This window comes from Kitasatospora sp. NPDC101176 (assembly GCF_044768035.1).
GTDB lineage: Bacteria > Actinomycetota > Actinomycetes > Streptomycetales > Streptomycetaceae > Kitasatospora.
Genome location: NZ_JBIWPA010000044.1, coordinates 32,740 through 51,400 on the forward strand (window position 1 = coordinate 32,740; position 18,661 = coordinate 51,400).

General features: G+C 75.0%; 21 protein-coding genes. 14 read left to right on the forward strand and 7 right to left on the reverse strand.

Annotation, left to right across the window (positions count from 1 at the left end; translation table 11 throughout):
* The first annotated feature begins 58 nt into the window (after positions 1 to 58).
* From ACIRS1_RS36075 to ACIRS1_RS36095, 5 genes are all read left to right on the forward strand, one after another.
* Entirely contained in the window at positions 59 to 781 is a 723-nt protein-coding gene (locus tag ACIRS1_RS36075; protein WP_360215008.1) for a DUF2993 domain-containing protein, read from the forward strand.
* 308 nt (positions 782 to 1,089) lie between these two features.
* Entirely contained in the window at positions 1,090 to 1,170 is an 81-nt protein-coding gene (locus tag ACIRS1_RS36080) for an Ms5788A family Cys-rich leader peptide (protein WP_350517234.1), read from the forward strand.
* Between the two features lie 231 nt (positions 1,171 to 1,401).
* Positions 1,402 to 2,238 carry a sulfurtransferase gene (locus tag ACIRS1_RS36085; protein ID WP_360215011.1) on the forward strand — a complete coding sequence of 279 codons (837 nt, stop codon included), beginning with the start codon at positions 1,402 to 1,404 and terminating at the stop codon, positions 2,236 to 2,238.
* A gap of 38 nt (positions 2,239 to 2,276) precedes the next feature.
* Entirely contained in the window at positions 2,277 to 2,567 is a 291-nt protein-coding gene (locus ACIRS1_RS36090; protein ID WP_030059605.1) for a DUF1416 domain-containing protein, read from the forward strand.
* Positions 2,568 to 2,665: 98 nt separating this feature from the next.
* On the forward strand, positions 2,666 to 2,902 hold the full coding sequence (locus ACIRS1_RS36095) for a hypothetical protein (protein WP_360215112.1): 237 nt from the start codon (positions 2,666 to 2,668) through the stop codon (positions 2,900 to 2,902).
* A 27-nt stretch (positions 2,903 to 2,929) separates the two neighbouring features.
* On the opposite strand, the gene ACIRS1_RS36100 is transcribed toward ACIRS1_RS36095, so the two are convergent.
* On the reverse strand, positions 2,930 to 3,292 hold the full coding sequence (locus ACIRS1_RS36100; RefSeq protein ID WP_360215014.1) for a DsrE family protein: 363 nt from the start codon (positions 3,290 to 3,292) through the stop codon (positions 2,930 to 2,932).
* 350 nt (positions 3,293 to 3,642) lie between these two features.
* Here ACIRS1_RS36100 and ACIRS1_RS36105 point away from each other — a divergent pair, with 350 nt between their 5' ends.
* The 3 genes from ACIRS1_RS36105 to ACIRS1_RS36115 all read left to right on the forward strand — a co-directional run bounded on the left by ACIRS1_RS36105 (position 3,643) and on the right by ACIRS1_RS36115 (position 5,859).
* The gene (locus ACIRS1_RS36105; protein ID WP_360215017.1) at positions 3,643 to 4,227 is read left to right on the forward strand and encodes an FABP family protein; all 585 of its coding nucleotides are present in this window, start codon (positions 3,643 to 3,645) and stop codon (positions 4,225 to 4,227) included.
* A gap of 120 nt (positions 4,228 to 4,347) precedes the next feature.
* A complete protein-coding gene (locus ACIRS1_RS36110) occupies positions 4,348 to 4,824 on the forward strand; it encodes a Fur family transcriptional regulator (RefSeq protein ID WP_360215020.1) in 477 nt (158 codons plus the stop codon).
* Between the two features lie 72 nt (positions 4,825 to 4,896).
* Complete coding sequence (locus ACIRS1_RS36115) at positions 4,897 to 5,859, forward strand: YgfZ/GcvT domain-containing protein (protein ID WP_402846699.1); 963 nt, start codon at positions 4,897 to 4,899, stop codon at positions 5,857 to 5,859.
* A 59-nt stretch (positions 5,860 to 5,918) separates the two neighbouring features.
* Here the strand turns inward: ACIRS1_RS36115 and dtd are convergent, their stop codons facing one another.
* Complete coding sequence (gene dtd / locus ACIRS1_RS36120; protein WP_402846701.1) at positions 5,919 to 6,359, reverse strand: D-aminoacyl-tRNA deacylase; 441 nt, start codon at positions 6,357 to 6,359, stop codon at positions 5,919 to 5,921.
* Between the two features lie 520 nt (positions 6,360 to 6,879).
* Here dtd and ACIRS1_RS36125 point away from each other — a divergent pair.
* From ACIRS1_RS36125 to ACIRS1_RS36135, 3 genes are all read left to right on the forward strand, one after another.
* Positions 6,880 to 7,515, forward strand: coding sequence for an ABC transporter substrate-binding protein (locus ACIRS1_RS36125; RefSeq protein WP_402846703.1), 636 nt, complete (start codon positions 6,880 to 6,882; stop codon positions 7,513 to 7,515).
* A 71-nt stretch (positions 7,516 to 7,586) separates the two neighbouring features.
* On the forward strand, positions 7,587 to 8,546 hold the full coding sequence (locus ACIRS1_RS36130) for an asparaginase (RefSeq protein WP_402846705.1): 960 nt from the start codon (positions 7,587 to 7,589) through the stop codon (positions 8,544 to 8,546).
* A 340-nt stretch (positions 8,547 to 8,886) separates the two neighbouring features.
* The gene (locus tag ACIRS1_RS36135; RefSeq protein WP_360215035.1) at positions 8,887 to 9,096 is read left to right on the forward strand and encodes a dodecin; all 210 of its coding nucleotides are present in this window, start codon (positions 8,887 to 8,889) and stop codon (positions 9,094 to 9,096) included.
* A gap of 6 nt (positions 9,097 to 9,102) precedes the next feature.
* On the opposite strand, the gene ACIRS1_RS36140 is transcribed toward ACIRS1_RS36135, so the two are convergent.
* The 3 genes from ACIRS1_RS36140 to ACIRS1_RS36150 are packed head-to-tail and all read right to left on the reverse strand — an operon-like array spanning position 9,103 to position 11,980.
* Positions 9,103 to 9,918: a heme ABC transporter ATP-binding protein gene (locus ACIRS1_RS36140; RefSeq protein WP_402846707.1), complete on the reverse strand. Its 816-nt coding sequence runs from the start codon at positions 9,916 to 9,918 to the stop codon at positions 9,103 to 9,105.
* The gene (locus ACIRS1_RS36145; protein WP_402846708.1) at positions 9,915 to 10,985 is read right to left on the reverse strand and encodes a FecCD family ABC transporter permease; all 1,071 of its coding nucleotides are present in this window, start codon (positions 10,983 to 10,985) and stop codon (positions 9,915 to 9,917) included. The genes ACIRS1_RS36140 and ACIRS1_RS36145 overlap by 4 nt, the downstream gene beginning before the upstream one ends.
* Positions 10,982 to 11,980 (reverse strand): hemin ABC transporter substrate-binding protein, encoded by a 999-nt coding sequence (locus ACIRS1_RS36150; RefSeq protein WP_402846710.1) that lies wholly within the window; start codon positions 11,978 to 11,980, stop codon positions 10,982 to 10,984. The genes ACIRS1_RS36145 and ACIRS1_RS36150 overlap by 4 nt, the downstream gene beginning before the upstream one ends.
* A 198-nt stretch (positions 11,981 to 12,178) precedes the next feature.
* Between ACIRS1_RS36150 and ACIRS1_RS36155 the strand changes: the two genes are divergently transcribed.
* A complete protein-coding gene (locus tag ACIRS1_RS36155) occupies positions 12,179 to 13,759 on the forward strand; it encodes an HtaA domain-containing protein (RefSeq protein WP_402846711.1) in 1,581 nt (526 codons plus the stop codon).
* 65 nt (positions 13,760 to 13,824) lie between these two features.
* Positions 13,825 to 15,453, forward strand: coding sequence for an HtaA domain-containing protein (locus ACIRS1_RS36160; protein ID WP_402846713.1), 1,629 nt, complete (start codon positions 13,825 to 13,827; stop codon positions 15,451 to 15,453).
* A gap of 96 nt (positions 15,454 to 15,549) precedes the next feature.
* Here ACIRS1_RS36160 and ACIRS1_RS36165 read toward each other — a convergent pair whose 3' ends face one another.
* Both ACIRS1_RS36165 and ACIRS1_RS36170 read right to left on the reverse strand, forming a co-directional pair.
* Positions 15,550 to 16,218 (reverse strand): heme oxygenase (biliverdin-producing), encoded by a 669-nt coding sequence (locus tag ACIRS1_RS36165; protein ID WP_402846715.1) that lies wholly within the window; start codon positions 16,216 to 16,218, stop codon positions 15,550 to 15,552.
* A gap of 202 nt (positions 16,219 to 16,420) precedes the next feature.
* Positions 16,421 to 16,912, reverse strand: coding sequence for an inorganic diphosphatase (locus tag ACIRS1_RS36170; RefSeq protein WP_030244505.1), 492 nt, complete (start codon positions 16,910 to 16,912; stop codon positions 16,421 to 16,423).
* A gap of 97 nt (positions 16,913 to 17,009) precedes the next feature.
* Between ACIRS1_RS36170 and dacB the strand changes: the two genes are divergently transcribed.
* A complete protein-coding gene (gene dacB, locus ACIRS1_RS36175; RefSeq protein ID WP_402846716.1) occupies positions 17,010 to 18,647 on the forward strand; it encodes a D-alanyl-D-alanine carboxypeptidase/D-alanyl-D-alanine-endopeptidase in 1,638 nt (545 codons plus the stop codon).
* Positions 18,648 to 18,661: the final 14 nt, after the last annotated feature.

Here is an 18,661-nt window from a genome sequence, read left to right on the forward strand (position 1 = left end):
GGAGGACGGCGGACGACGACCGAACGACCACGGCGACCGGCGACGACGGGGGAGAGCGATGCGCGGATGGCTGAAGGCGACGATCGGCCTGGTGGTGGTCTCGGGCCTGCTGGTCGCCGCCGACCGGATCGCGGTCGGGGTGGCCGAGGACGAGGCCGCCGACCAGCTGGTGAGCAGCGGCCGGATGAGCCAGCGGCCGGACGTCTCGATCGAGGGCGTCCCGTTCCTCACCCAGGCGCTGTCGATGAAGCTGGACGACGTCCGGATCTCCTCCGACGGCCTGACCGTCGGGGACGGCGGCCGCCGGGTGGCGCTGCACGCGTTCACGGCCAAGCTGTCCGGCGTGAAGGTGGGCGACAGCATGAAGAGCGCCACCGTGGACAGCGGCACCGGCAGCGGACTGATCACCTACGCGGACCTCGCGCAGCTGCTGCCGCCGGCCTCCCAGCTGATGCACGGGGCGAAGCTGCCGATCGGCGGCGGCTCCCGGCTGACCCTGGCGTACGCCGGGCCCGGCAAGATCAAGGCCTCGCTGGGGCCCGTCGAGGTCGGGGAGGGCTCGGTGCACAACACGGGGAACACCGTCACCGCGGACGGGTTCCAGCTCAGTCCGCTGGCCGGGATGTTCGCCGGGGTCACCAACCAGAAGCTGGAGCCGATGAGCTTCACCCTGGACTCGCTCCCGGCCGGGCTGAAGCTGGCGGGCCAGGACGGCGCGACGCCGCTGCCGGAAGGGCTCCGGCTGAGCTTCGAGGGCAAGGACGTGCAGCTGCTGGGCTGACCGCCCGGCTCGGTCCGGCTCGGCCCGGCCTCGCACCGGATCGTGGGCCGCCGGACCGTTGCGCCTCGTTCCGTTTCCTGCCGTACCGTTCCCTGCCGTACCGTTCCGCTCCGCGAGACGCGCCGTCCAGCGCGGGTCGCGGAGCGGTGTCGTTTCCGCCCGTTGTGTGCCGTCGTGGCGGGCCCGGCTCGGCCCCGGGCGGTGCGCTGCAGGCCGCGCGGAGTCCAAATCTCAGCATTCAGGCCATTTGGTCTCACTATTCGGTACGCTAATGACAGCGGGCCTCCGGTGTCCCTAGCATCGTCGACATGAAGCGACAGACGGATCTCACGAAGCGGCGGGCGGTCGACCTGTGCCGCGTGGCCGCCTGTCTGTGTCGAATGCGCTAATTCGGCGTCTTGGCAGGGCAATTGATGCCCGCCGCCGATTCTTCCGGTGACCCAGCCCGGCCGCTCCGGCCGGCCGTCGCCGCCACGCCGTGCCCCTCCCCGCCCGGTCGCCCCGGACTGCCCTCCCCGTCCCATCATTCGGACAGGAATTCGGACCGTAGTCGTCCCGGCACCCCGCAGCACTCCTGAGCAGCACCTTCCGCAAACCGCCCTCGGATGGAGAACACCACCATGAGCCGCAGCGACGTCCTGGTCGACGCCGACTGGGTCCAGGCCCGCCTGGACGACCCGAAGGTCGTCATCGTCGAGGTCGACGAGGACACCTCCGCGTACGACAAGAACCACATCCGCAACGCCGTCCGGATCGACTGGAAGCAGGACCTCCAGGACCCGGTCCGCCGCGACTTCATCGACCAGGCCGGCTTCGAGGCGCTGCTCAGCGCCAAGGGCATCGCCAACGACGACACCGTCGTGCTCTACGGCGGCAACAACAACTGGTTCGCCTCCTACGCCTACTGGTACTTCAAGCTGTACGGCCACGGCGACGTCCGCCTGCTGGACGGCGGCCGCAAGAAGTGGGAGCTGGACTCCCGCGACCTGGTCTCCGAGGTGCCGGCCCGCCCGGCCACCGAGTACCGGGCCCAGGCCGTCGACTCCTCGATCCGCGCCTTCCGCGACGACGTGATCGCCGCCATCGGCACCCTGAACCTGGTCGACGTCCGCTCGCCCGACGAGTTCTCCGGCAAGCTGCTCGCCCCGGCCCACCTCCCGCAGGAGCAGTCGCAGCGCCCCGGCCACGTGCCGAGCGCCCGCAACATCCCGTGGGCCAAGAACGCCAACGACGACGGCACCTTCAAGAGCGACGACGAGCTCAAGGCCCTGTACGAGGCCGAGGGCATCGACCTGGCGAAGGACACCATCGCCTACTGCCGCATCGGTGAGCGCTCCGCGCTCACCTGGTTCGTGCTGCACGAGCTGCTCGGCCAGGAGAACGTCAAGAACTACGACGGTTCGTGGACCGAGTACGGCAGCCTGGTCGGCGTGCCGATCGAGCTCGGCAGCAACTGAGCCTCCGGCTCGACCGTAAGTCAGAAGGGAACACAGACATGTGCGGTGCGAAGGCCGGCGGCCCGGACCTGGCAGGAGTTGACGTGGCGAACGAGACGATCATCCAGGGTTCGGTGACCCGCGACGGTGAGCCGGTCAACGGCTACGTCCGGCTGCTGGACGAGGGCGGCGAATTCACGGCCGAGGTGCCCACCTCGGCGACCGGACAGTTCCGGTTCTTCGCCCGCCCGGGCAAGTGGACCCTGCGCGCGCTGGTGCCGGGCCAGACCGTGGACCGCCAGGTGGTGGCCTCCCAGGGCACCGCCGTCGAGGTCGCGATCGCGGTCTGACGCGGACGGACGACACAGCGGGGGGCCTGCCGCGGCGGGCCCCCCGGTCGTACCGTGGAGACGTGCAGGCGAGACGGCGGCGGCGGTTCTACTTCGCCATGATGGGCGTGTGCCTGGGCCTCTTCGTGCTGGCCTGGGGCGTGGTGCGGTTCTTCTCGGTGGGGGCCGCGATCGGCATGTGCGTGGTCGCCATGGTCATCCCGCCGGCCGCCGCGGTGTTCGCCAACAAGCGCGACCCGGACGACGACTGGTGGAACGACCCGCGCTGGGACGACCCGAAGTGGGACGACCCCGGCCACGACCGGGACCGCCCCGACCACGAGGAACGCGGCTAGCGCCCCTCCGGCGGACGGCGGACGCCGTCAGTAGACGAGCGCCTGGACGCCGTCGGCCATGATCTCGCTGACGAAGACCTGCGCGCCCGCGATCCGGACGCCGTCGAGGGTGTCCTTCTGCTCGATCCCGCGCCGCACCGCGCACTGGGTGCACAGCGTCACCGAACCGGCCGCCAGGATCGAGTCCAGCAGGTCCGGCAGCGGCGCCGCGTGCGGCAGCTCGAACTCCTTCGCCCGCCCCGGGAGGGCGAACCAGGAGGACTCCCCGGTCAGCCAGAGCGAGACCTCGATCCCGCTGGCGACGGCCACCGCCGCCACCGTGAACGCCTGCGAGCACCGCTCCGGCGCATCCGCCCCGGCGGTGACCTTGATGACGAGTTTCTTCGACATGGCGCCACCTTAGAGGTCCGGCGGCCCCCGCTCGCCGTCATCCCGGGATCCCTTGGACAAACCTTGGGCGGCGCCGGAGCGCGGGGGCGCGAAACGGCGACGTGGTGGGGCTCACCGCGACCCGCCGATGACCGGCGGATAGAGTGAGCGGCAGCAAAATCCACCACACTGTCGCCGCCTGGGAGCCCCCCGTGTCCGGTCTGGAAATGTTCTTCGACGGTCTGCTGGCCCTCATGGCCGTGCTGATCACCTGGTTCGCCATCTTCTCGGTGATGAAGCTCTACCAGGGCCAGCGCTGACCCCTGCCGTACGGTTGAGGCAGTCCCACACCGACGACAGCGACCAGGAACATGATCGAGATCCCCTCTGACCTCCACAAGGACGTCGTCCCGCTCGCCTTCCTCCTCGGCACCTGGGAGGGCGCGGGCGTCTATGACTTCCCGGGCACGGAGAAGTGCAACTTCGGCCAGGAGATCGTGATCCGGCACGACGGCCGGGCCTTCCTCGAGTTCCGCTCCCGCACCTGGGTGCTGAACAACGAGGGCGAGAAGGTCCGCCCGCTGGAGAACGAGCACGCGTTCTGGCGCATCACCAGCAACCCCGACGGCACCAGCGGTGCCCGTGGGATCGAGATCTCCTCCGTCCGGGACGACGGCACCGTCGAGATCTGGTACGGCGAGCTGGCCGACGGCAAGCCGCAGATCGACGTCTCCACCGACGCGGTGGCCCGCATCGAGGGCTCGCCGGAGTACTCGGGCGGCAAGCGTCTGTACGGCTTCGTCAACGAGGAGCTGCTCTGGGTCGGCGAGAAGGCCGCCCCGAACGTGCCGCTGCGCCCGTACATGTCCGCCCAGCTGAAGAAGGTGCTCAGCCCGGCCCAGCTGATCAAGGACATCAACGACCTGCCGGACGACGGCATCGCCTTCTTCAAGTAGGCGCGGCGCGGCCGGGCGGACCTCTGGTCCGCCCGGGAACGGCTTCGCAGGAGTAGGGACCGGCCCCGCGGCCGGTCCCTACACTTGCCTCAGGACCCCCGACTTGGCAGGGACAGCACCGTGGCGGACACCGGCACCACCGACTGGCAGCTCTCCGGCGACTGGAAGGCCGACCTGCGCGAACGCGGCTACCGGCTGACGCCGCAGCGGCAGCTCGTGCTCGAGGCCGTCGACGTCCTCGACCACGCCACCCCCGACGACATCCTCGGCCACGTCCGGCGGACCGCCAGCGGCATCAACATCTCCACCGTCTACCGGACGCTGGAGCTGCTGGAGGAGCTCGGCCTGGTCTCGCACGCCCACCTCGGGCACGGCGCACCGACCTACCACCTGGCCGGCCGCCACCACCACCTGCACCTGGTCTGCCGGGACTGCGACCGGGTCACCGAGACCGGCACCGAGATCGCCGAGCCGCTGATCCGGAGCCTGCGCGAGCAGCACGGCTTCGACACCGACCTCAAGCACTTCGCCATCTTCGGCCGCTGCGCGGACTGCACCGCCAAGCTCGCCGAGGGCGGCTCCCCGGGCCGGTCCTAGGACCGGCGGAGGGGCGGGACCGGGACCGAGGGCCCGGCCGGGACCGCAGGGGCAGGCCCTAAGCTGGCCGGTATGAAGAGCCCGCTGCTGAGCCTGCCCGGAGCCGTTCCCGCCGAGGGACCCGACGAGGGCGTCGCCGCCCACTACGGCGACATCTTCCGAGAGCAGCGCAACCTCGCGCAGGGCACCGGCTTCGTGGACCTCTCGCACCGGGACGTGCTCACCGTCACCGGCGACGACCGGCTCTCCTGGCTGCACCTGCTGCTCACCCAGCACGTCAGCGAGCTGGCCCCGCAGCAGGCCACCGAGGCGCTGGTGCTCTCCCCGAACGGGCACGTCGAGCACGCGCTCTACCTGGTCGACGACGGCGCCACCACCTGGGTGCACGTCGAGCCGGGGACCGGGGCGGCGCTGCGGGGCTACCTGGAGAGCATGCGGTTCTTCTACCGGGTGGAGGTCGCCGACGCGACCGCCGAGTACGCCGTGGTGCACCTGCCGGAGGGCTCCGCGGCCTCCGCCGAGGGCGCCGCCGCGGTGCGTGAACTCCCCTACGGACGTGACCTGTTCGTGCCGCGCGCCGAGCTGGAGAAGCTGACCGCGGGGTACGGCCCGGCGGCGGGGGTCTGGGCGTACGAGGCGCTGCGGATCGAGGGCCACCGCCCGCGGCTGGGCTTCGAGACCGACCACCGGACCATCCCGCACGAGGTGGACTGGCTGCGCACCGCCGTCCACCTGCAGAAGGGCTGCTACCGCGGGCAGGAGACGGTCGCCCGGGTGCACAATCTGGGGCGCCCGCCGCGCCGGCTGGTCTTCCTGCACCTGGACGGCACCGAGGAGACGCTGCCCCCGCACGGGGCGGAGGTGCGGCTGGCCACCGAGCCGGACGGGCGCGCGCTGGGCGTCGTCACCTCCTCGGCGCGGCACCACGAGCTGGGGCCGATCGCGCTGGCGGTCGTCAAGCGGAACGTGCCGGTGGACGCGGTGCTGCTGGCCGGGACGGTGCCGGCGACGCAGGACGTGATCGTCCCGCAGTAGCCGCAGTAGCCGCAGTAGCCGCAGGGCCCGCTTGGGGCCGCCGGCTGCCGGGCGGCGGGTCAGACCTCGACGAGGACGGTGAACGGGCCGTCGTTCACCAGAGCCACCTGCATGTCGGCGCCGAACCGGCCGGTCTCGACCTTGGCGCCGAGCTCGCGCAGCCGGGCGACCACCTCGTCCACCAGCGGCTCGGCGACGGGGCCGGGGGCGGCGGCGTTCCAGGTGGGCCGGCGGCCCTTGCGGGTGTCACCGTAGAGGGTGAACTGGCTGATCACCAGCAGCGGGGCGCCGAGGTCGGAGCAGCTCTGTTCGACGCCCTCCTCGTTCGCGGGGAGCAGCCGCAGCGTCCACAGCTTGCGGGCCAGCTGGGCGGCCTTGGCCGGGGTGTCGTCGTGGGTCACGCCGACCAGGACGCAGAGTCCGGGCCCCTCGATCGCGCCGACGGTCTCTCCGGCCACCGTCACCCGGGCCTCGGTCACTCGCTGCACCACTGCTCGCATGCCGCCATTGTGCCGGAGCGCCCGGAGCCGTCCGGACCGCCCCCGGGCGCTCCCGGTCGCTCCCGGGCCGCCGCGAAGGGCGCCGGGCCGGGCGCCGCGAAGGGGCGTGCATGAGGGTGGCGCGCGCTGGGTGGTGCACGCCTGCGCGGGGTCGGGCGCCGCGCTTCCTGCGGAAAGGCCCGGTCGTATCAGCCACCCCCGTTCGCCAGGGGGCCGTTCGGGTGCACGGGCGGTGCGCCCGCGCCGGGCGGGGTGGCACGCTGGGGGACCGTACGGAGGGCCCGGCGCGCCACATGGTCCGCCGCACCGGGCCGGGTTCGGCCGGGTGGCCGAGCCGATGGGTCAGGCGTTCTGGCGGTGTCGCCCCGGCGGGTGGTTCCGGCCGGGACCCGGAACCCCCGGGGGGTGGCCGGGCGTGCCGACGGACGGGACGCGCGAGCCCGTCGAGGGGCGGGCCGGGCGGGCGGCAGGGACGGGGTGCCGCGAGCGGGCGGGATCGGACGACGGCAGGTGATGGTGGATGGACGCGAGCAGCGCTGCGTGGGACCGGTCCGGGCGGGTGGTCGAGGTGGTCGAGGTGGTCGAAGTGGTCGGGGACGGCGCGGGCCCAGGGGTGCCGGGGGCGTTGCCGGAGCCGCAGCTGGAACGACTGGGCCTGGACCAGCTGAGGGTGCTGCGCCGGGAGACGATGGAGCAGGAGGCCGACCTCTCCTACCTGCGGCGGCTGCTGCACGGCCGGATGGACATCCTGCGCGCCGAGCTCGACCGCAGGCCCGGTGCGGTCCGCGCGGCGGGTCCTGAGGGCGCCGGAGGCCTCCCCGGCGACCTGCTGGACCGCCTCCCGGCCATCCTGACCGACGCGCCCTCCACCGTGCGGCGCTCGGCCCGGCACGTCACGCTCCGGCCGCCGCGCACCCACGAGTCGCAGCTGGAGGCGGACGCGCTGATGGGGGACGTCCAGCTGGCCGACCTGGCCGCGCACCCGGCCGAGGCCCTGCTGGCCGCGCTGGAGCGGCTGCGCGCGCACGAGCGCGAGGTGTCCGGGCGCCGCAACCGCCTGCTGCGGACGGCCGACGGTTGCAATGCCGAGATCACCCGCAGGTACCGTGATGGGGAAGCACGGGTCGACGACCTGCTCGCAGGAGGGCCGCTCTGACCGGGTGAGGCGCCAGGGGCGGGTGGGCCCGGCCCGACCCGGTCCACCCCCGCCCCCGGAAGGCCTCCGCCATGTCCCAGTCCGCCACCCCTCCCGTGCTCGCCGAGGTCATACGCTCGGGCTTCACCGAGGGCCGGCACCACGGCTCGCTGGTGCTGCTCGCCGCCGACGGCTCGGTCGAGTTCGCGCTCGGCGACCCCGGTGCGCCGGTCTTCCCCCGGTCGACGGCCAAGCCGTTCCAGGCCGTGGCCACGCTGCGGGCCGGGCTGGAGCTGGAGGGGGCGCTGCTGGCGCTGGCGGCCTCCAGCCACTCTGCAGAATCGTTTCACCTGGACGGAGTCCGGAGCATCCTCGGCTCCGCGGGCCTGGACGAGTCCGCCCTGCGCACCCCGGCCGACCTGCCGCTGGACGAGACCGAGGCGGAACTGCTGCTCGGATCCGGCGGCCTGCGCGCCCCGATCCTGATGGACTGCTCCGGCAAGCACGCCGGCTGGCTGGCCGCCTGCGTCGCCAACGGCTGGGACACCGAGGGCTACCTCGACCCCGGGCACCCGATCCAGCAGCTGGCCCGCGAGGCCCTGGAGGAGGGCACCGGCGAGACCGCCGCGCACGCCGGCGTGGACGGCTGCGGCGCCCCGCTGCTGGCCGTCACGCTGACCGGCCTGGCCCGCGCCTACCGCGGACTGCTGCTGGCCGCCGAGGGCACCGCGCAGCGCCGGGTGGCCGACGCGATGCGCGCCCACCCCGAGTACGTGGCCGGCACCCGCCGGGCCGACACCTGGCTGATGCGGGCCGTCCCCGGGGCGCTCTCCAAGATGGGCGCCGAGGCCGTCCAGGTGGTGGCGCTGCCGGACGGGCGGGCACTCGCCTTCAAGATCGACGACGGTGGCGAGCGGGCCCGCGGCCCGGTGCTGGCGGCCGCGCTGCGCCGTCTCGGGGTGACCGGCGCGGACGAGGCCGTCGAGCGGATCGGCGCGGCCCCGCTGCTGGGCGGCGGCGTTCCGGTCGGCGAGGTGCGGGCGGCGTTCTAGGGTCTGTCTTCAAACCCGCGTCTGCGGGGCGGCGTTGGGGCACGCACCTCGCCGCGTTGTCGTCGGTCGCCAATGCTCCGCAGTGGCTCCCTCCTCCGCCTTGCGATGCACGCACCCCAACGCCGCCCCGCCCGCCCTCCGAGCGGACGACGGGGGTTTGAAGACAGACCCTAGCGCCCGTCGCCGCCCCGGTCGGCCGGTGGTGCAGGCCGCCCGCCCGGACGCCCCCGGGACGCCCGCCGGACGCCCGCCGGACGCCGGTGGCGGCCGTCGGCGTGCGGGCGGACCGGGTGCGGTGCACGGTGGACCGGGGGCCGTCGCACAGCTGAGGGAGTCCGTCATGACTGACCACGTGTACCGGGTGACCGAGATCGTCGGGTCCTCGACCGAGAGCGTCGACGCCGCGATCCGCAACGGGGTGGAGCGGGCGTCCCGGACGCTGCGCAACCTCGACTGGTTCGAGGTGACGCAGGTCCGGGGGCACCTGGAGGACGGCCGGGTGAAGCACTTCCAGGTCGGTCTGAAGCTCGGCTTCCGGCTGGAGGACTGACCGCGGTCAGCGCTCGGGGAGCACCAGCGGCACGCCGGTGCGCGGGTGCGCCAGCACCTCGACCGGATGGCCGTACACCTCGCTGAGCAGCGGTGCGCGCAGCACCTCGGCGACCGGTCCGTCCGCGACCGTCGCCCCGTTCGCCAGCAGCACCACCCGGTCCGCGTAGGCCGCCGCCAGGGACAGGTCGTGGAGCACCACGACCACGCCGTCCCCGGCGGCGGCGCGCTCCCGGGCGATCCGCAGCACCAGCTCCTGGTGGCGCAGGTCGAGGGCGGCGGTCGGCTCGTCCAGGAGGAGCAGCGGCGCGCGCTGGGCCAGCACCCGGGCCAGTGCCACCCGGGCCCGCTCGCCGCCGGACAGGGCGGTGAACGGGCGCCCGGCGAAGGCGGTCGACTCGGTGGCCGCCATCGCCTCGGCGACCACCGCCCCGTCCTCGGCGGCGGCCGTCGTGCCGGCCCACGGGGCGCGGCCCATCCGGACCACCTCGCCGGCCGGGAACGGGAAGGACAGCTCGGCGGACTGCGGCAGCAGCGCCCGGTGCAGGGCGAGTTCGGCGGCGCCGTAGTCGGCGAGCGGGCGGTCGAGCAGCCGGACCTCGCCGCCGTCCGGCCGGACGTCCCCGGCCAGCACGGACAGCAGGGTGGACTTGCCGGCGCCGTTCGGCCCGAGCAGGGCGACCACCTCGCCCGCGGCGACCCGGACCGCGGCGCCGGCCAGCAGGTCGCGGCCGCCGGCCTGCAGCCGGACGGCCTCGGCGGTCAGCAGTGCCGTGCCGAGCGGCGGTCGTGCGGGCGTCCCCCGGTGGGTGCGCAGTCTCACGCCCAGCCTCCCTGCCTGGTCCTGGTCCGGCGCAGCAGCCAGAAGAAGAACGGGCTGCCGATCAGCGCGGTGAGCACGCCGAGCGGCAGTTCGGCCGGTGCGGCGAGGGTCCGGGCGGCCAGGTCGGCGGCCACCAGCACCAGGGCGCCGCCGAGGGCCGAGGCGGGCAGCAGGAAGCGGTGTCCCGGCCCGGCCAGCATCCGCAGCAGGTGCGGGACGACCAGCCCGACGAAGCCGATGATGCCGCTGACCGCGACGGCCGCGGCGGTGAGCAGCGCGACCACGGTGATCAGCACCAGCCGCATCCGCTCGACGTCCACCCCGAGGTGGCGGGCCGGGCGCTCGCCGAGGGCCAGCAGGTCCAGCCGACGGGCGTACAGCGGCGCGACGGCGAGCCCGGCCGCGGCGAAGGGCAGGACGGCGAGGACCTTGCCCCAGGTGGCCTGGGAGAGCGAGCCGAGCTGCCAGAAGGTGACCTGGCTGATCGCGGCGGAGTCGGCGGTGAACAGCAGGAGCCCGATCAGCGCGCCGCAGAAGGCGTTGACGGCGACCCCGGTGAGGATCAGCGTCACGACCTCGGTGCGCCCGCCGGACCGGGCGAGCAGGTACACCCCGAAGACCGTCACCAGGCCGGCGGCGAAGGCCGCCGCGCTGGCCGTCCACGCCCCGAAGGCGTCGAGGCCGAGCACGATGCAGGCGACCGCGCCGACCGCGCCGCCCGAGGAGACGCCGATCACCGCGGGTTCGGCGAGCGGGTTGCCGAACACGCCCTGCATCAGCGCTCCGGCGCAGCCGAGTGAGGCGCCGACCAGCAGGGCGAGCACCACCCGGGGCAGCCGGACGTTCCACAGCACCGACTCGGGCACCCGGTCCAGCGCGTGGCCGCCGAGCCCGAGCCGGTGGGCGCCGGAGGCGAGGATGTCGCCGAGCGGGATGCGGTAGGCGCCGACGCCGGCCGCGAGCAGGGCGCAGAGCACCAGGGCGGCGGCGAGCGCGGTCACGAGCAGCGGCGCGCGGTTGCGTGTGCGGGGTGTCGGGAGGCCCGTCTCCCGTACGGCGGTGGTCACTTGGCGTCGCCCGGGTAGAGCTGGGCGGTGATCTCGCGCAGCACCCGGGGGGTGCGCGGGCCGTAGCTGAGCAGCTGGCCGTCCTCGATCGAGACGACCCGGCGGTCGAGTCCGGCCGGGGTCTGGGCGACGCCGGGGAGCTTGAGCAGGCCGTCGACGCCGCCGACCGACTCCAGACCCTTGCTCATCACCAGGATCGCGTCGGGCGCGGCCTTGACCAGGGCCTCGCTGGTGAGCGGGGTGAAGTCGCCGGTGAGGCCGGCCGCGGTGCCGGCGTCCTCGCCGCCGACCGCCTCGATCAGCGAGCCGGCGCCGGAGGCGGGCCCGCCGAGCAGGTAGACGGAGGCGCTGCCGCGCAGGTAGAGGAAGGCGACCTTGGGGTGCTGGCCGGCGGCCGGGACGGCGGCCCGGGCCTCGGCCGTCGCCCGGTCGGTGCGCTCCTTCAACTGCCGTCCGGCGTCGGGGACTCCGAGGGCGGCGGCAACGGTGTCGATGCGCGGGCCGACGTCGGCGAGCTGCTTGGCGTCGTCCAGCACGAGCAGCGGGACGCCGGCCGCGCGGATCTGCGCGATGGCCTCGGCCGGGCCGGTGGAGCGGTCGGCGAGCACGACGGTGGGGTGCAGGGAGAGCACGCCTTCGGCGGAGACCTCGTGGGCCTGGGTGATCACCGGCAGGGCGGCGGCCTGCCGGAAGGTGGTGGAGACGTCGCGGGCCACCACCTTGGGGCCGAGGCCGAGGCTGAACACCAGCTCGGCGAGGCTTCCGTCGAGCGGGATGATCCGTTCGGCGCTGCTGACGGTGACCTGTCGGCCGTCGGCGGAGGCGGTGGTGGCGGGCAGCTGCGGGGTGGGTTCGCCGGGCAGCGGCTCGACGGCGTCGGCGGTGCGGGCGGCGCCGGCCGGGGTGGCTCCGCCGGGTGCCCCGGCCGGGCCGCAGGCGGTGAGGGGGAGCAGCAGGCCGAGGGTGAGCAGGAGGAGGGCGGGCCCGCGGGTCACCCGGGATCGGATCGTACTGCTGCTCAACGCGCTTCCCTTCGACGGGAGTTGTCGCCGGTCCCGGCCTGGCGGGGCGGGTGGCGGCGGGACTCTTGACTCGTATATTAGGTTAGCCTTACCTGAGTTTCGCAAGGGGGTCGGCGATCTGCCGCGCCCTTTCCCCGTCGTGCCCCGCACCCCGCCGAGGAGTGATCCGCCGTGCCCCTGTCCAGCCGGCTCCGCCGTCTGGCCGCCACCCTGGTGGCCGCCCTCGCCGCCCTGCTGGCGGTGGGCCCGTCGCCCGGGCGGGCGATGGCGGCGGAGGGCGGCGTCGCCGGCGGGCGGTTGGACTGGGGGATCAGGCAGTCCTTCCTGGCGTACGTCACCGGCCCCGTCGCCAAGGGGAGTTGGGCGCTCACCGGGGGCGCCGCCACGGTCGGCGGCAGCGGCTTCCGGTTCCACTCCGCGACCGGCTCGTACGACCCGGCGAGCGGTGCGCTGACCGCCGCCTTCTCCGGCGGCGTCCGGTTCACCGGGCACCAGGAGGGCGGCGTCGACGCGCTGGACCTCAGCATCGGGCGGCTCACCGTCCGGGCCGTCCAGGGCGGTGCCGCCGGGCTCTACGCCGACGTCAGCAGCAAGTCCCGGGAGACCGGGCAGGTGTCCGCCGCGAGCCAGGCCCGGCTGGCCGACCTCTCGCTGGCCGGCGTCGACCTGCGCGGCGCGGCCGGCACCCTGACCCTCGGCAACGTACCGGCCACCCTGACGGACGCCGGGGCGAAGGCCTTCGGCGGCTTCTACCCGGCCGGGACGGCCCTCGACCCGCTCAACCTCTCGGTCAACCTCCGGGCCGCACAGCCGGGTTCTGCACCGCCCTCGACCCCGGCGGCGGCCCCGTCGGCGACGTCGGCCGGGGCGGGTGCCGAGCCGGCTCCGGGCCACGCGGCTCCGGGCTCCGCCGTGCCGACCCCGGCCCCGCCCACCGCGCCGCCGGCCCGGACCGAGTTCACCGACGGCGCCCTCGACTGGGGGGTGCGCCGCACCTTCCGCGACTACGTCACCGGCGCCGTGGCCCAGGGCCGTTGGGAGCTCGGCGCGGGCGCGGCCGACGGCGGGGCCTTCTTCCGCTGGCGCCCGGCCAAGGGCGGCTACGACCCCGCGAAGGGCGAGCTCACCGCCGCCTTCACCGGCACCGTCCGCTTCACCGGCCTGCGCGCCGGCGACGGCTTCGGCCTGGACCTCACCCTCGCCGCACCGGGCGTCACCGTGGCGGGCGGCCGGGGCCGACTGGCAGCGGACGTCTCCGGGCGGACCCCGGACGGCACCACCCGGCAGCTCACCGGCGTCGAGCTGGCGACCTTCGACCCGGCCGGCCTCCGGACCGAGGGCGGCCTGCTCAGGGCCGTCGAAGTGCCGCTCGAACTCACCGAGGACGGCGCCAAGGCGTTCGGCGGCCTCTACCCGGCCGGCACCGCGATGGACCCGCTGAGCTTCGCCGTCGCGCTCGACCCGGCCGCCGCCCTGCCCCCGCTGCCCGACCTGGGCAGCGCCCCGCCCGCCGCACCCGGACCCGCCGGGAGCTCCGCCGGCCCCGCCGCGGCACCCGTGACGGCGTCCGCCGGGGGCTCCTCGGACGGCGTCCCGGTGGCGGCCGTGGCCGGCGGCGCCCTGCTGGTGGCCGCGCTGGCCGCCACCGGCGGCCTGCTCGTCCGGCGCCGACGCGCGGCGGCCGCGCCGGACCAGGCCCCGGCCCCGGGTGCCGCGCCGGGTTCCGCGCCCGGCTCCGACGACGCGGCCTGATCCCCCCGGGGAGCGTCCCCCCGCTCCTCCGCCTCCCCCCGTCCCTCCCGATCGGAGTACCCGCCATGTCCCGCAACCGCACCAGGCTGGCCGCCCTCGCGGCCGCCACCGCCGGCCTCGGCCTGACCGCCCTCGGCGCCCCCGCACTGGCCTTCGGCGCGGGCGGCCCTGCCGGCGTCACGTACGACACCGGCGCGCTGGACTGGGGCGTGAAGGCGAGCTTCCGCAGCTACATCGGCGGCCCGGCCTCCCAGGGCGGTGCCGTCGAGCTGACCGGCGGTGCCACCACCAACGCCGACGGCACCTTCCACTTCGGCCTGGCGAGCGCCTCGTACGACCTCGCCACCCACGCGCTGCGCTCCTCCTTCACCGGCGGGGTCCGCTTCACCGCCCACCACGGCGCCCTGGACGTGGCCTTGAGCGACCTGAAGGTCACCACCGCCGGGACGACCGGCACGCTCACCGCCGATACCGCCTCCAAGGAGTCGATGGGCGCCACCGAGGTCACCCGCCGGGACGACGTGCCGCTGGTGACCTTCACCGTGGGGCGGGACACCACCACCGGCGTGCCGACCGCGGCCAAGCTGACCGACCAGGGCGCCCAGGCCTTCGCGGGCTTCTACCCGGCCGGGACGGACATGGACCCGCTGTCGCTGCTGCTGAAGCAGGGCGCGGCGACGCCGTCGCCGACCGCCACGCCCTCCGGCACGGCCTCGCCGAACCCCACCACCGCGCCGACGCCCACCGGCACGCCGTCCGCCACGGTCGCGCCCTCCGGCACCGCCACGCCGTCGGGCACGCCGTCGGCCACCGGCTCGCCCTCCGCGACGGGATCGCCGAGCGCGTCCCCGTCCGCGAGCTCGTCCGCGACGGCCTCGCCCTCGGCGACCGGCACCCCCTCCGCGACCGGCACGCCCGCCCCGAGCGCCGCTCCCGGCCGGCTGCCGGTGCTGACCGGCACCCTCGACTGGACGGTGAAGGAGAGCTTCCGCACCTACCTCGCCTCCCCGACGGCCGCCGGGAAGGTCGAGTTCGGCGGCGGCGCGGCCGACTACCGCTTCGGCGGCGCGACCGGCGGCTACAACACCGCCGACCACACGCTGTCCGCCGCCTTCACCGGTTCGGTGCGCTTCCTCGGCCACCCCGGCAAGGACGGCTGGGCGCTCGACACGACGCTCTCCAAGCTCGGCCTGACGATCGACCAGGGCGGCGCGTTCCTGACCGCCGACGTGAACGGCAAGTCCGCCGACGGCCGGTCCACCGTGCTGAGCGGCGCGCGGATCGCCAGGCTGGACGTCCCCGCGGCGGCCCTGAAGCCGGTGAACGGCGTGGTGACGCTCACCGCCGTCCCGGCCGTGCTGACCGCCGAGGGCGTGCCGGCGTTCACCAACTACCCGGCGGGGACGGCGCTGGACCCGGTGTCCGTCACGCTGTCCTTCGACCGGGACGCCCAGCTGCCGGGCGCCCGCCCGGCGGTGGCGGGCTCCGGCGGCGGCGCGGGTGCCGCCGCGGTGGCGGGGGCCCAGGGGCCGGCCGGCGGCGCCTCGCTGACCTCCGGCGGCTCGGGCGCCGCGCTGGCCGCCACCGGCGCGGACACCCCGGTCGTCCCGCTGCTGGCCACCGCGGCCGGTCTGCTGCTGGTCGGCGGCAGTGCCACCGCCCTGGTGCGCGGCCGCCGCGGCGCGCGGTCCTGACGCACCTCCGGGACGCGCGACGGCCCCGGCGAGCAGCTGCTCGCCGGGGCCGTTCCGTCGGTGGCGCCGGTCGCGCCGGTCGCGCCGGTGGCGCGGTCAGGCGCTCAGCGGGTAGCGGGTGTCCAGGTCCCGGAAGACCGTGCCGTTGAGCCCGAAGGCGCGCTTGCACTCCTCGACCACCCGGCGGCGCTCGACCTCGTCCATCGCCGCGCCGGCCGCGTCCAGCCGGGCCCGGTAGTCGCGCTTGAAGGCGGCCGGGTTGTCGACCTCCTCGAAGACGTAGAACCGCACGCCGTCGCCCTTGCGCTCGAAGCCCCAGGTCCGCTCGGCGATGCCGCGGATGATCTGACCGCCGGACAGGTCCCCCAGGTAGCGGGTGTAGTGGTGGGCGAGGTAGCCGGCGGGCCAGTCCTCGGCCAGTTCCGCGACCCGCGCCGCGTACGCCTCGGTGGCGGGCAGCGGCTCCAGCCCGTCCCGCCAGCGGGGGCCGCGCAGGTGCTCCAGGTCGCGTTCGACGGCGGCGGTGCGCAGCAGGGCCCGGTCGATGAAGGGGCCGGTCAGCGGGTGTTCGGCGAGCTGTCCGGCGCGGCTCTCCAGAGCCCGGTAGACGTACCAGAGCTGTCCGGTGAGGTCGGCGTAGGCCTCGACGCCGAGCTGCCCGCCGAGCAGGCGGCTCATGAACGAGGACTGCTCCGCGGCCTCGTGCTCCTCGCTGCTGGCGGTGCGGAGCACGGTCGAGAACGGGACGGGCTCGGGCGTGGGCATGCGGCCTCCAGGGATCGGATCAGGCCCCGACTATTTTGGTTAGCCTAACCTAATTCGACATCATGCCGACAGGGTGTCGGCAAGACCGGGCGCACCCGGACACGGCGAAGGCCGGGGACCCGCGGACGAATCCGCGGACCCCGGCCTCCGACTGCCCCGACCTACCTCGAACGCCCTGATCGAACGAGATCGGAACGACGGCTCAGTGGCCGCCCTGCTCCGCCAGGCGCTTGATCGAAGCGGTGACCTCGGCCTCGGCCTCGGCGCGGCCGACCCAGTTGGCACCCTCGACGGACTTGCCGGGCTCCAGGTCCTTGTAGACCTCGAAGAAGTGCTGGATCTCCAGGCGGTCGAACTCCGACACGTGGTGGATGTCCCGCAGGTGCTCCCAGCGCGGGTCGGTCGCCGGGACGCACAGCAGCTTGTCGTCGCCGCCGGCCTCGTCGGTCATCTGGAACATGCCGATGGCGCGGCACTTGATGAGGCAACCCGGGAAGGTCGGCTCGTCCAGGATGACCAGGGCGTCCAGCGGGTCGCCGTCCTCGCCGAGCGTGCCCTCGACGTAGCCGTAGTCGGCCGGGTAGCGGGTCGAGGTGAAGAGCATCCGGTCGAGCCGCAGACGGCCGGTCTCGTGGTCGACCTCGTACTTGTTACGAGAGCCCTTCGGGATTTCGATAAGGACGTCGAACTCCAACGGTTCCTCCAAGGTAGGGACTGACAGAATCCAAGTGTCTCCTACGGGAGTGAGTGCTCGGGAAAGGGGCCGGTCGGTGGGAGCAGGGGGCGGGGCGGTGCACCGCCGCAGGGGGAGGGCCGCGGGGCTGTTCGGGGCGGCGCTGCTGGTCGTCGCAACGGTGCTGACCTCGGGTGGGGCGCACGCGCAGCCCTCGCCGTCGGCGAGCGGCCACAGCTCCGACCGGGGGGAGGACGGCGACCGGGACGGCGGCCGCAAGGGCGACCACGGCAAGGGGCCCGCCACGTCCAGGCCGGGTGACGGTCCGACCACCCGTCCGGCCGATCCGCCCGCCACGACGGCCACTCAGGGGGCGCGAGGTCCCGCGGGCGCCACCGGCACCCCCGGCACCCCCGGCACCACGAGCGCCACCGCGAGCCCGGGCGGCGCCACCGCCCCGGCCGCGCGCCCGGCTCCCGCCCAGGGCGCCGTCCTGGCCTCCGTGGAGGCCGGCGCGGACGCCGCCGTCCCCACCTCCCAGGGCCTCCAGCAGGCCCTCGCCGGCGCCCTCGCCGACCGGAACCTCGGCACCGTCACCTTCGCGGTGGCCGACGCCGCCGACGGCCGGCTCCTCTACGGCTCCGGCGAGAACGTCCCCGCCACGCCCGCCTCCACCACCAAGCTGGCCACCTCGATCGCGGCGCTGTCGCTGATCCCCGGTGACACCCGGCTGAGCACCAGGGTGGTCAGGGGCGCCGACGCCGGCACCGTCACCCTGGTCGGCGGCGGGGACCCGACGCTCACCGCGCTGCCCGCCGACCAGGTGCAGATCGGCGGCCAGGCCGCCGACGCCGACACCGCGCCGGCCTCGCTCGACGCCCTCGCCCGGCAGACCGCCGCCGCCCTGAAGGCCGCCGGCACCACGAGCGTGCACCTGGACTACGACCTGTCGATGTACACGGGCAGCCCGCAGCACAAGAACCACGACGGACAGAACATCGCCCTGGTCGTCCCGTTGATGCTCGACGAGGGCAAGGTCGACCCCAGGAGCCGTGAGGAGGCGCCGGCCCGGGTCGCCGACCCCGCCGGGCAGGCGGCCGAGGCCTTCGCCGCGCTGCTCAGGGCCCAGGGCGTGGCCGTGGAGGGCAAGGCCCGGGCCGCCGCCGCCCCGGCCGCCCCCGGTGCGGCCGTCCTCGGCCGGGTGGACTCGCCGACCGTCGCCCGGCTGGTCGAGCGGCTGCTCACCACCTCCGACAACCAGCTCGCCGAGGCGATGGCCCGTCAGGTCGCCGTCGCCGCGCACCAGCCCGCCGGTTTCGAGGGCGCCGCCACCGCCGTCACCCAGGAGCTCGCCAGGCTCGGCGTGCCGATGACGGGCGTCGCGCTCAACGACGGCAGCGGCCTGCACCCCGGCAACACCGTCCCGCCGGCCGTCCTGGTCCGGCTGCTCGCGCTGGCGGCCTCCGAGCAGCACCCGGCCCTGCGCCCGGTCCTCACCGGCCTGCCGATCGCGGGCTTCACGGGCACCCTCGGCAAGCGCTACGGCTCCGGCTCGGGCTCCGCCGACGCGGCCGGGCTGATCCGCGCCAAGACCGGCACCCTCAGCGGCGTCAACACCCTGGCCGGCACGGTGGTGGACGCCGACGGCCGCCTGCTGGCCTTCGCCGTGATGACCCGCACCACCGCCCCCGTCGACACCGCCCGCGCCGCCATGGACCGCATCGCCGCCCGACTCTCCGCCTGCGGCTGCCACTGACCGGCCCCGGGCCG

What these genes read in the sequence shown, in the direction of transcription:
- ACIRS1_RS36075 (WP_360215008.1), top strand. Translation starts at nt 59, where the DNA reads ATGCGCGGATGGCTGAAGGCGACGATCGGCCTGGTGGTGGTCTCGGGC.
- ACIRS1_RS36080 (WP_350517234.1), top strand. Translation starts at nt 1,090, where the DNA reads ATGAAGCGACAGACGGATCTCACGAAGCGGCGGGCGGTCGACCTGTGC.
- ACIRS1_RS36085 (WP_360215011.1), top strand. Translation starts at nt 1,402, where the DNA reads ATGAGCCGCAGCGACGTCCTGGTCGACGCCGACTGGGTCCAGGCCCGC.
- ACIRS1_RS36090 (WP_030059605.1), top strand. Translation starts at nt 2,277, where the DNA reads ATGTGCGGTGCGAAGGCCGGCGGCCCGGACCTGGCAGGAGTTGACGTG.
- ACIRS1_RS36095 (WP_360215112.1), top strand. Translation starts at nt 2,666, where the DNA reads ATGATGGGCGTGTGCCTGGGCCTCTTCGTGCTGGCCTGGGGCGTGGTG.
- ACIRS1_RS36100 (WP_360215014.1), bottom strand. Translation starts at nt 3,292, where the DNA reads ATGTCGAAGAAACTCGTCATCAAGGTCACCGCCGGGGCGGATGCGCCG.
- ACIRS1_RS36105 (WP_360215017.1), top strand. Translation starts at nt 3,643, where the DNA reads ATGATCGAGATCCCCTCTGACCTCCACAAGGACGTCGTCCCGCTCGCC.
- ACIRS1_RS36115 (WP_402846699.1), top strand. Translation starts at nt 4,897, where the DNA reads ATGAAGAGCCCGCTGCTGAGCCTGCCCGGAGCCGTTCCCGCCGAGGGA.
- dtd (WP_402846701.1), bottom strand. Translation starts at nt 6,359, where the DNA reads ATGCGAGCAGTGGTGCAGCGAGTGACCGAGGCCCGGGTGACGGTGGCC.
- ACIRS1_RS36125 (WP_402846703.1), top strand. Translation starts at nt 6,880, where the DNA reads ATGGACGCGAGCAGCGCTGCGTGGGACCGGTCCGGGCGGGTGGTCGAG.
- ACIRS1_RS36130 (WP_402846705.1), top strand. Translation starts at nt 7,587, where the DNA reads ATGTCCCAGTCCGCCACCCCTCCCGTGCTCGCCGAGGTCATACGCTCG.
- ACIRS1_RS36135 (WP_360215035.1), top strand. Translation starts at nt 8,887, where the DNA reads ATGACTGACCACGTGTACCGGGTGACCGAGATCGTCGGGTCCTCGACC.
- ACIRS1_RS36160 (WP_402846713.1), top strand. Translation starts at nt 13,825, where the DNA reads ATGTCCCGCAACCGCACCAGGCTGGCCGCCCTCGCGGCCGCCACCGCC.
- ACIRS1_RS36165 (WP_402846715.1), bottom strand. Translation starts at nt 16,218, where the DNA reads ATGCCCACGCCCGAGCCCGTCCCGTTCTCGACCGTGCTCCGCACCGCC.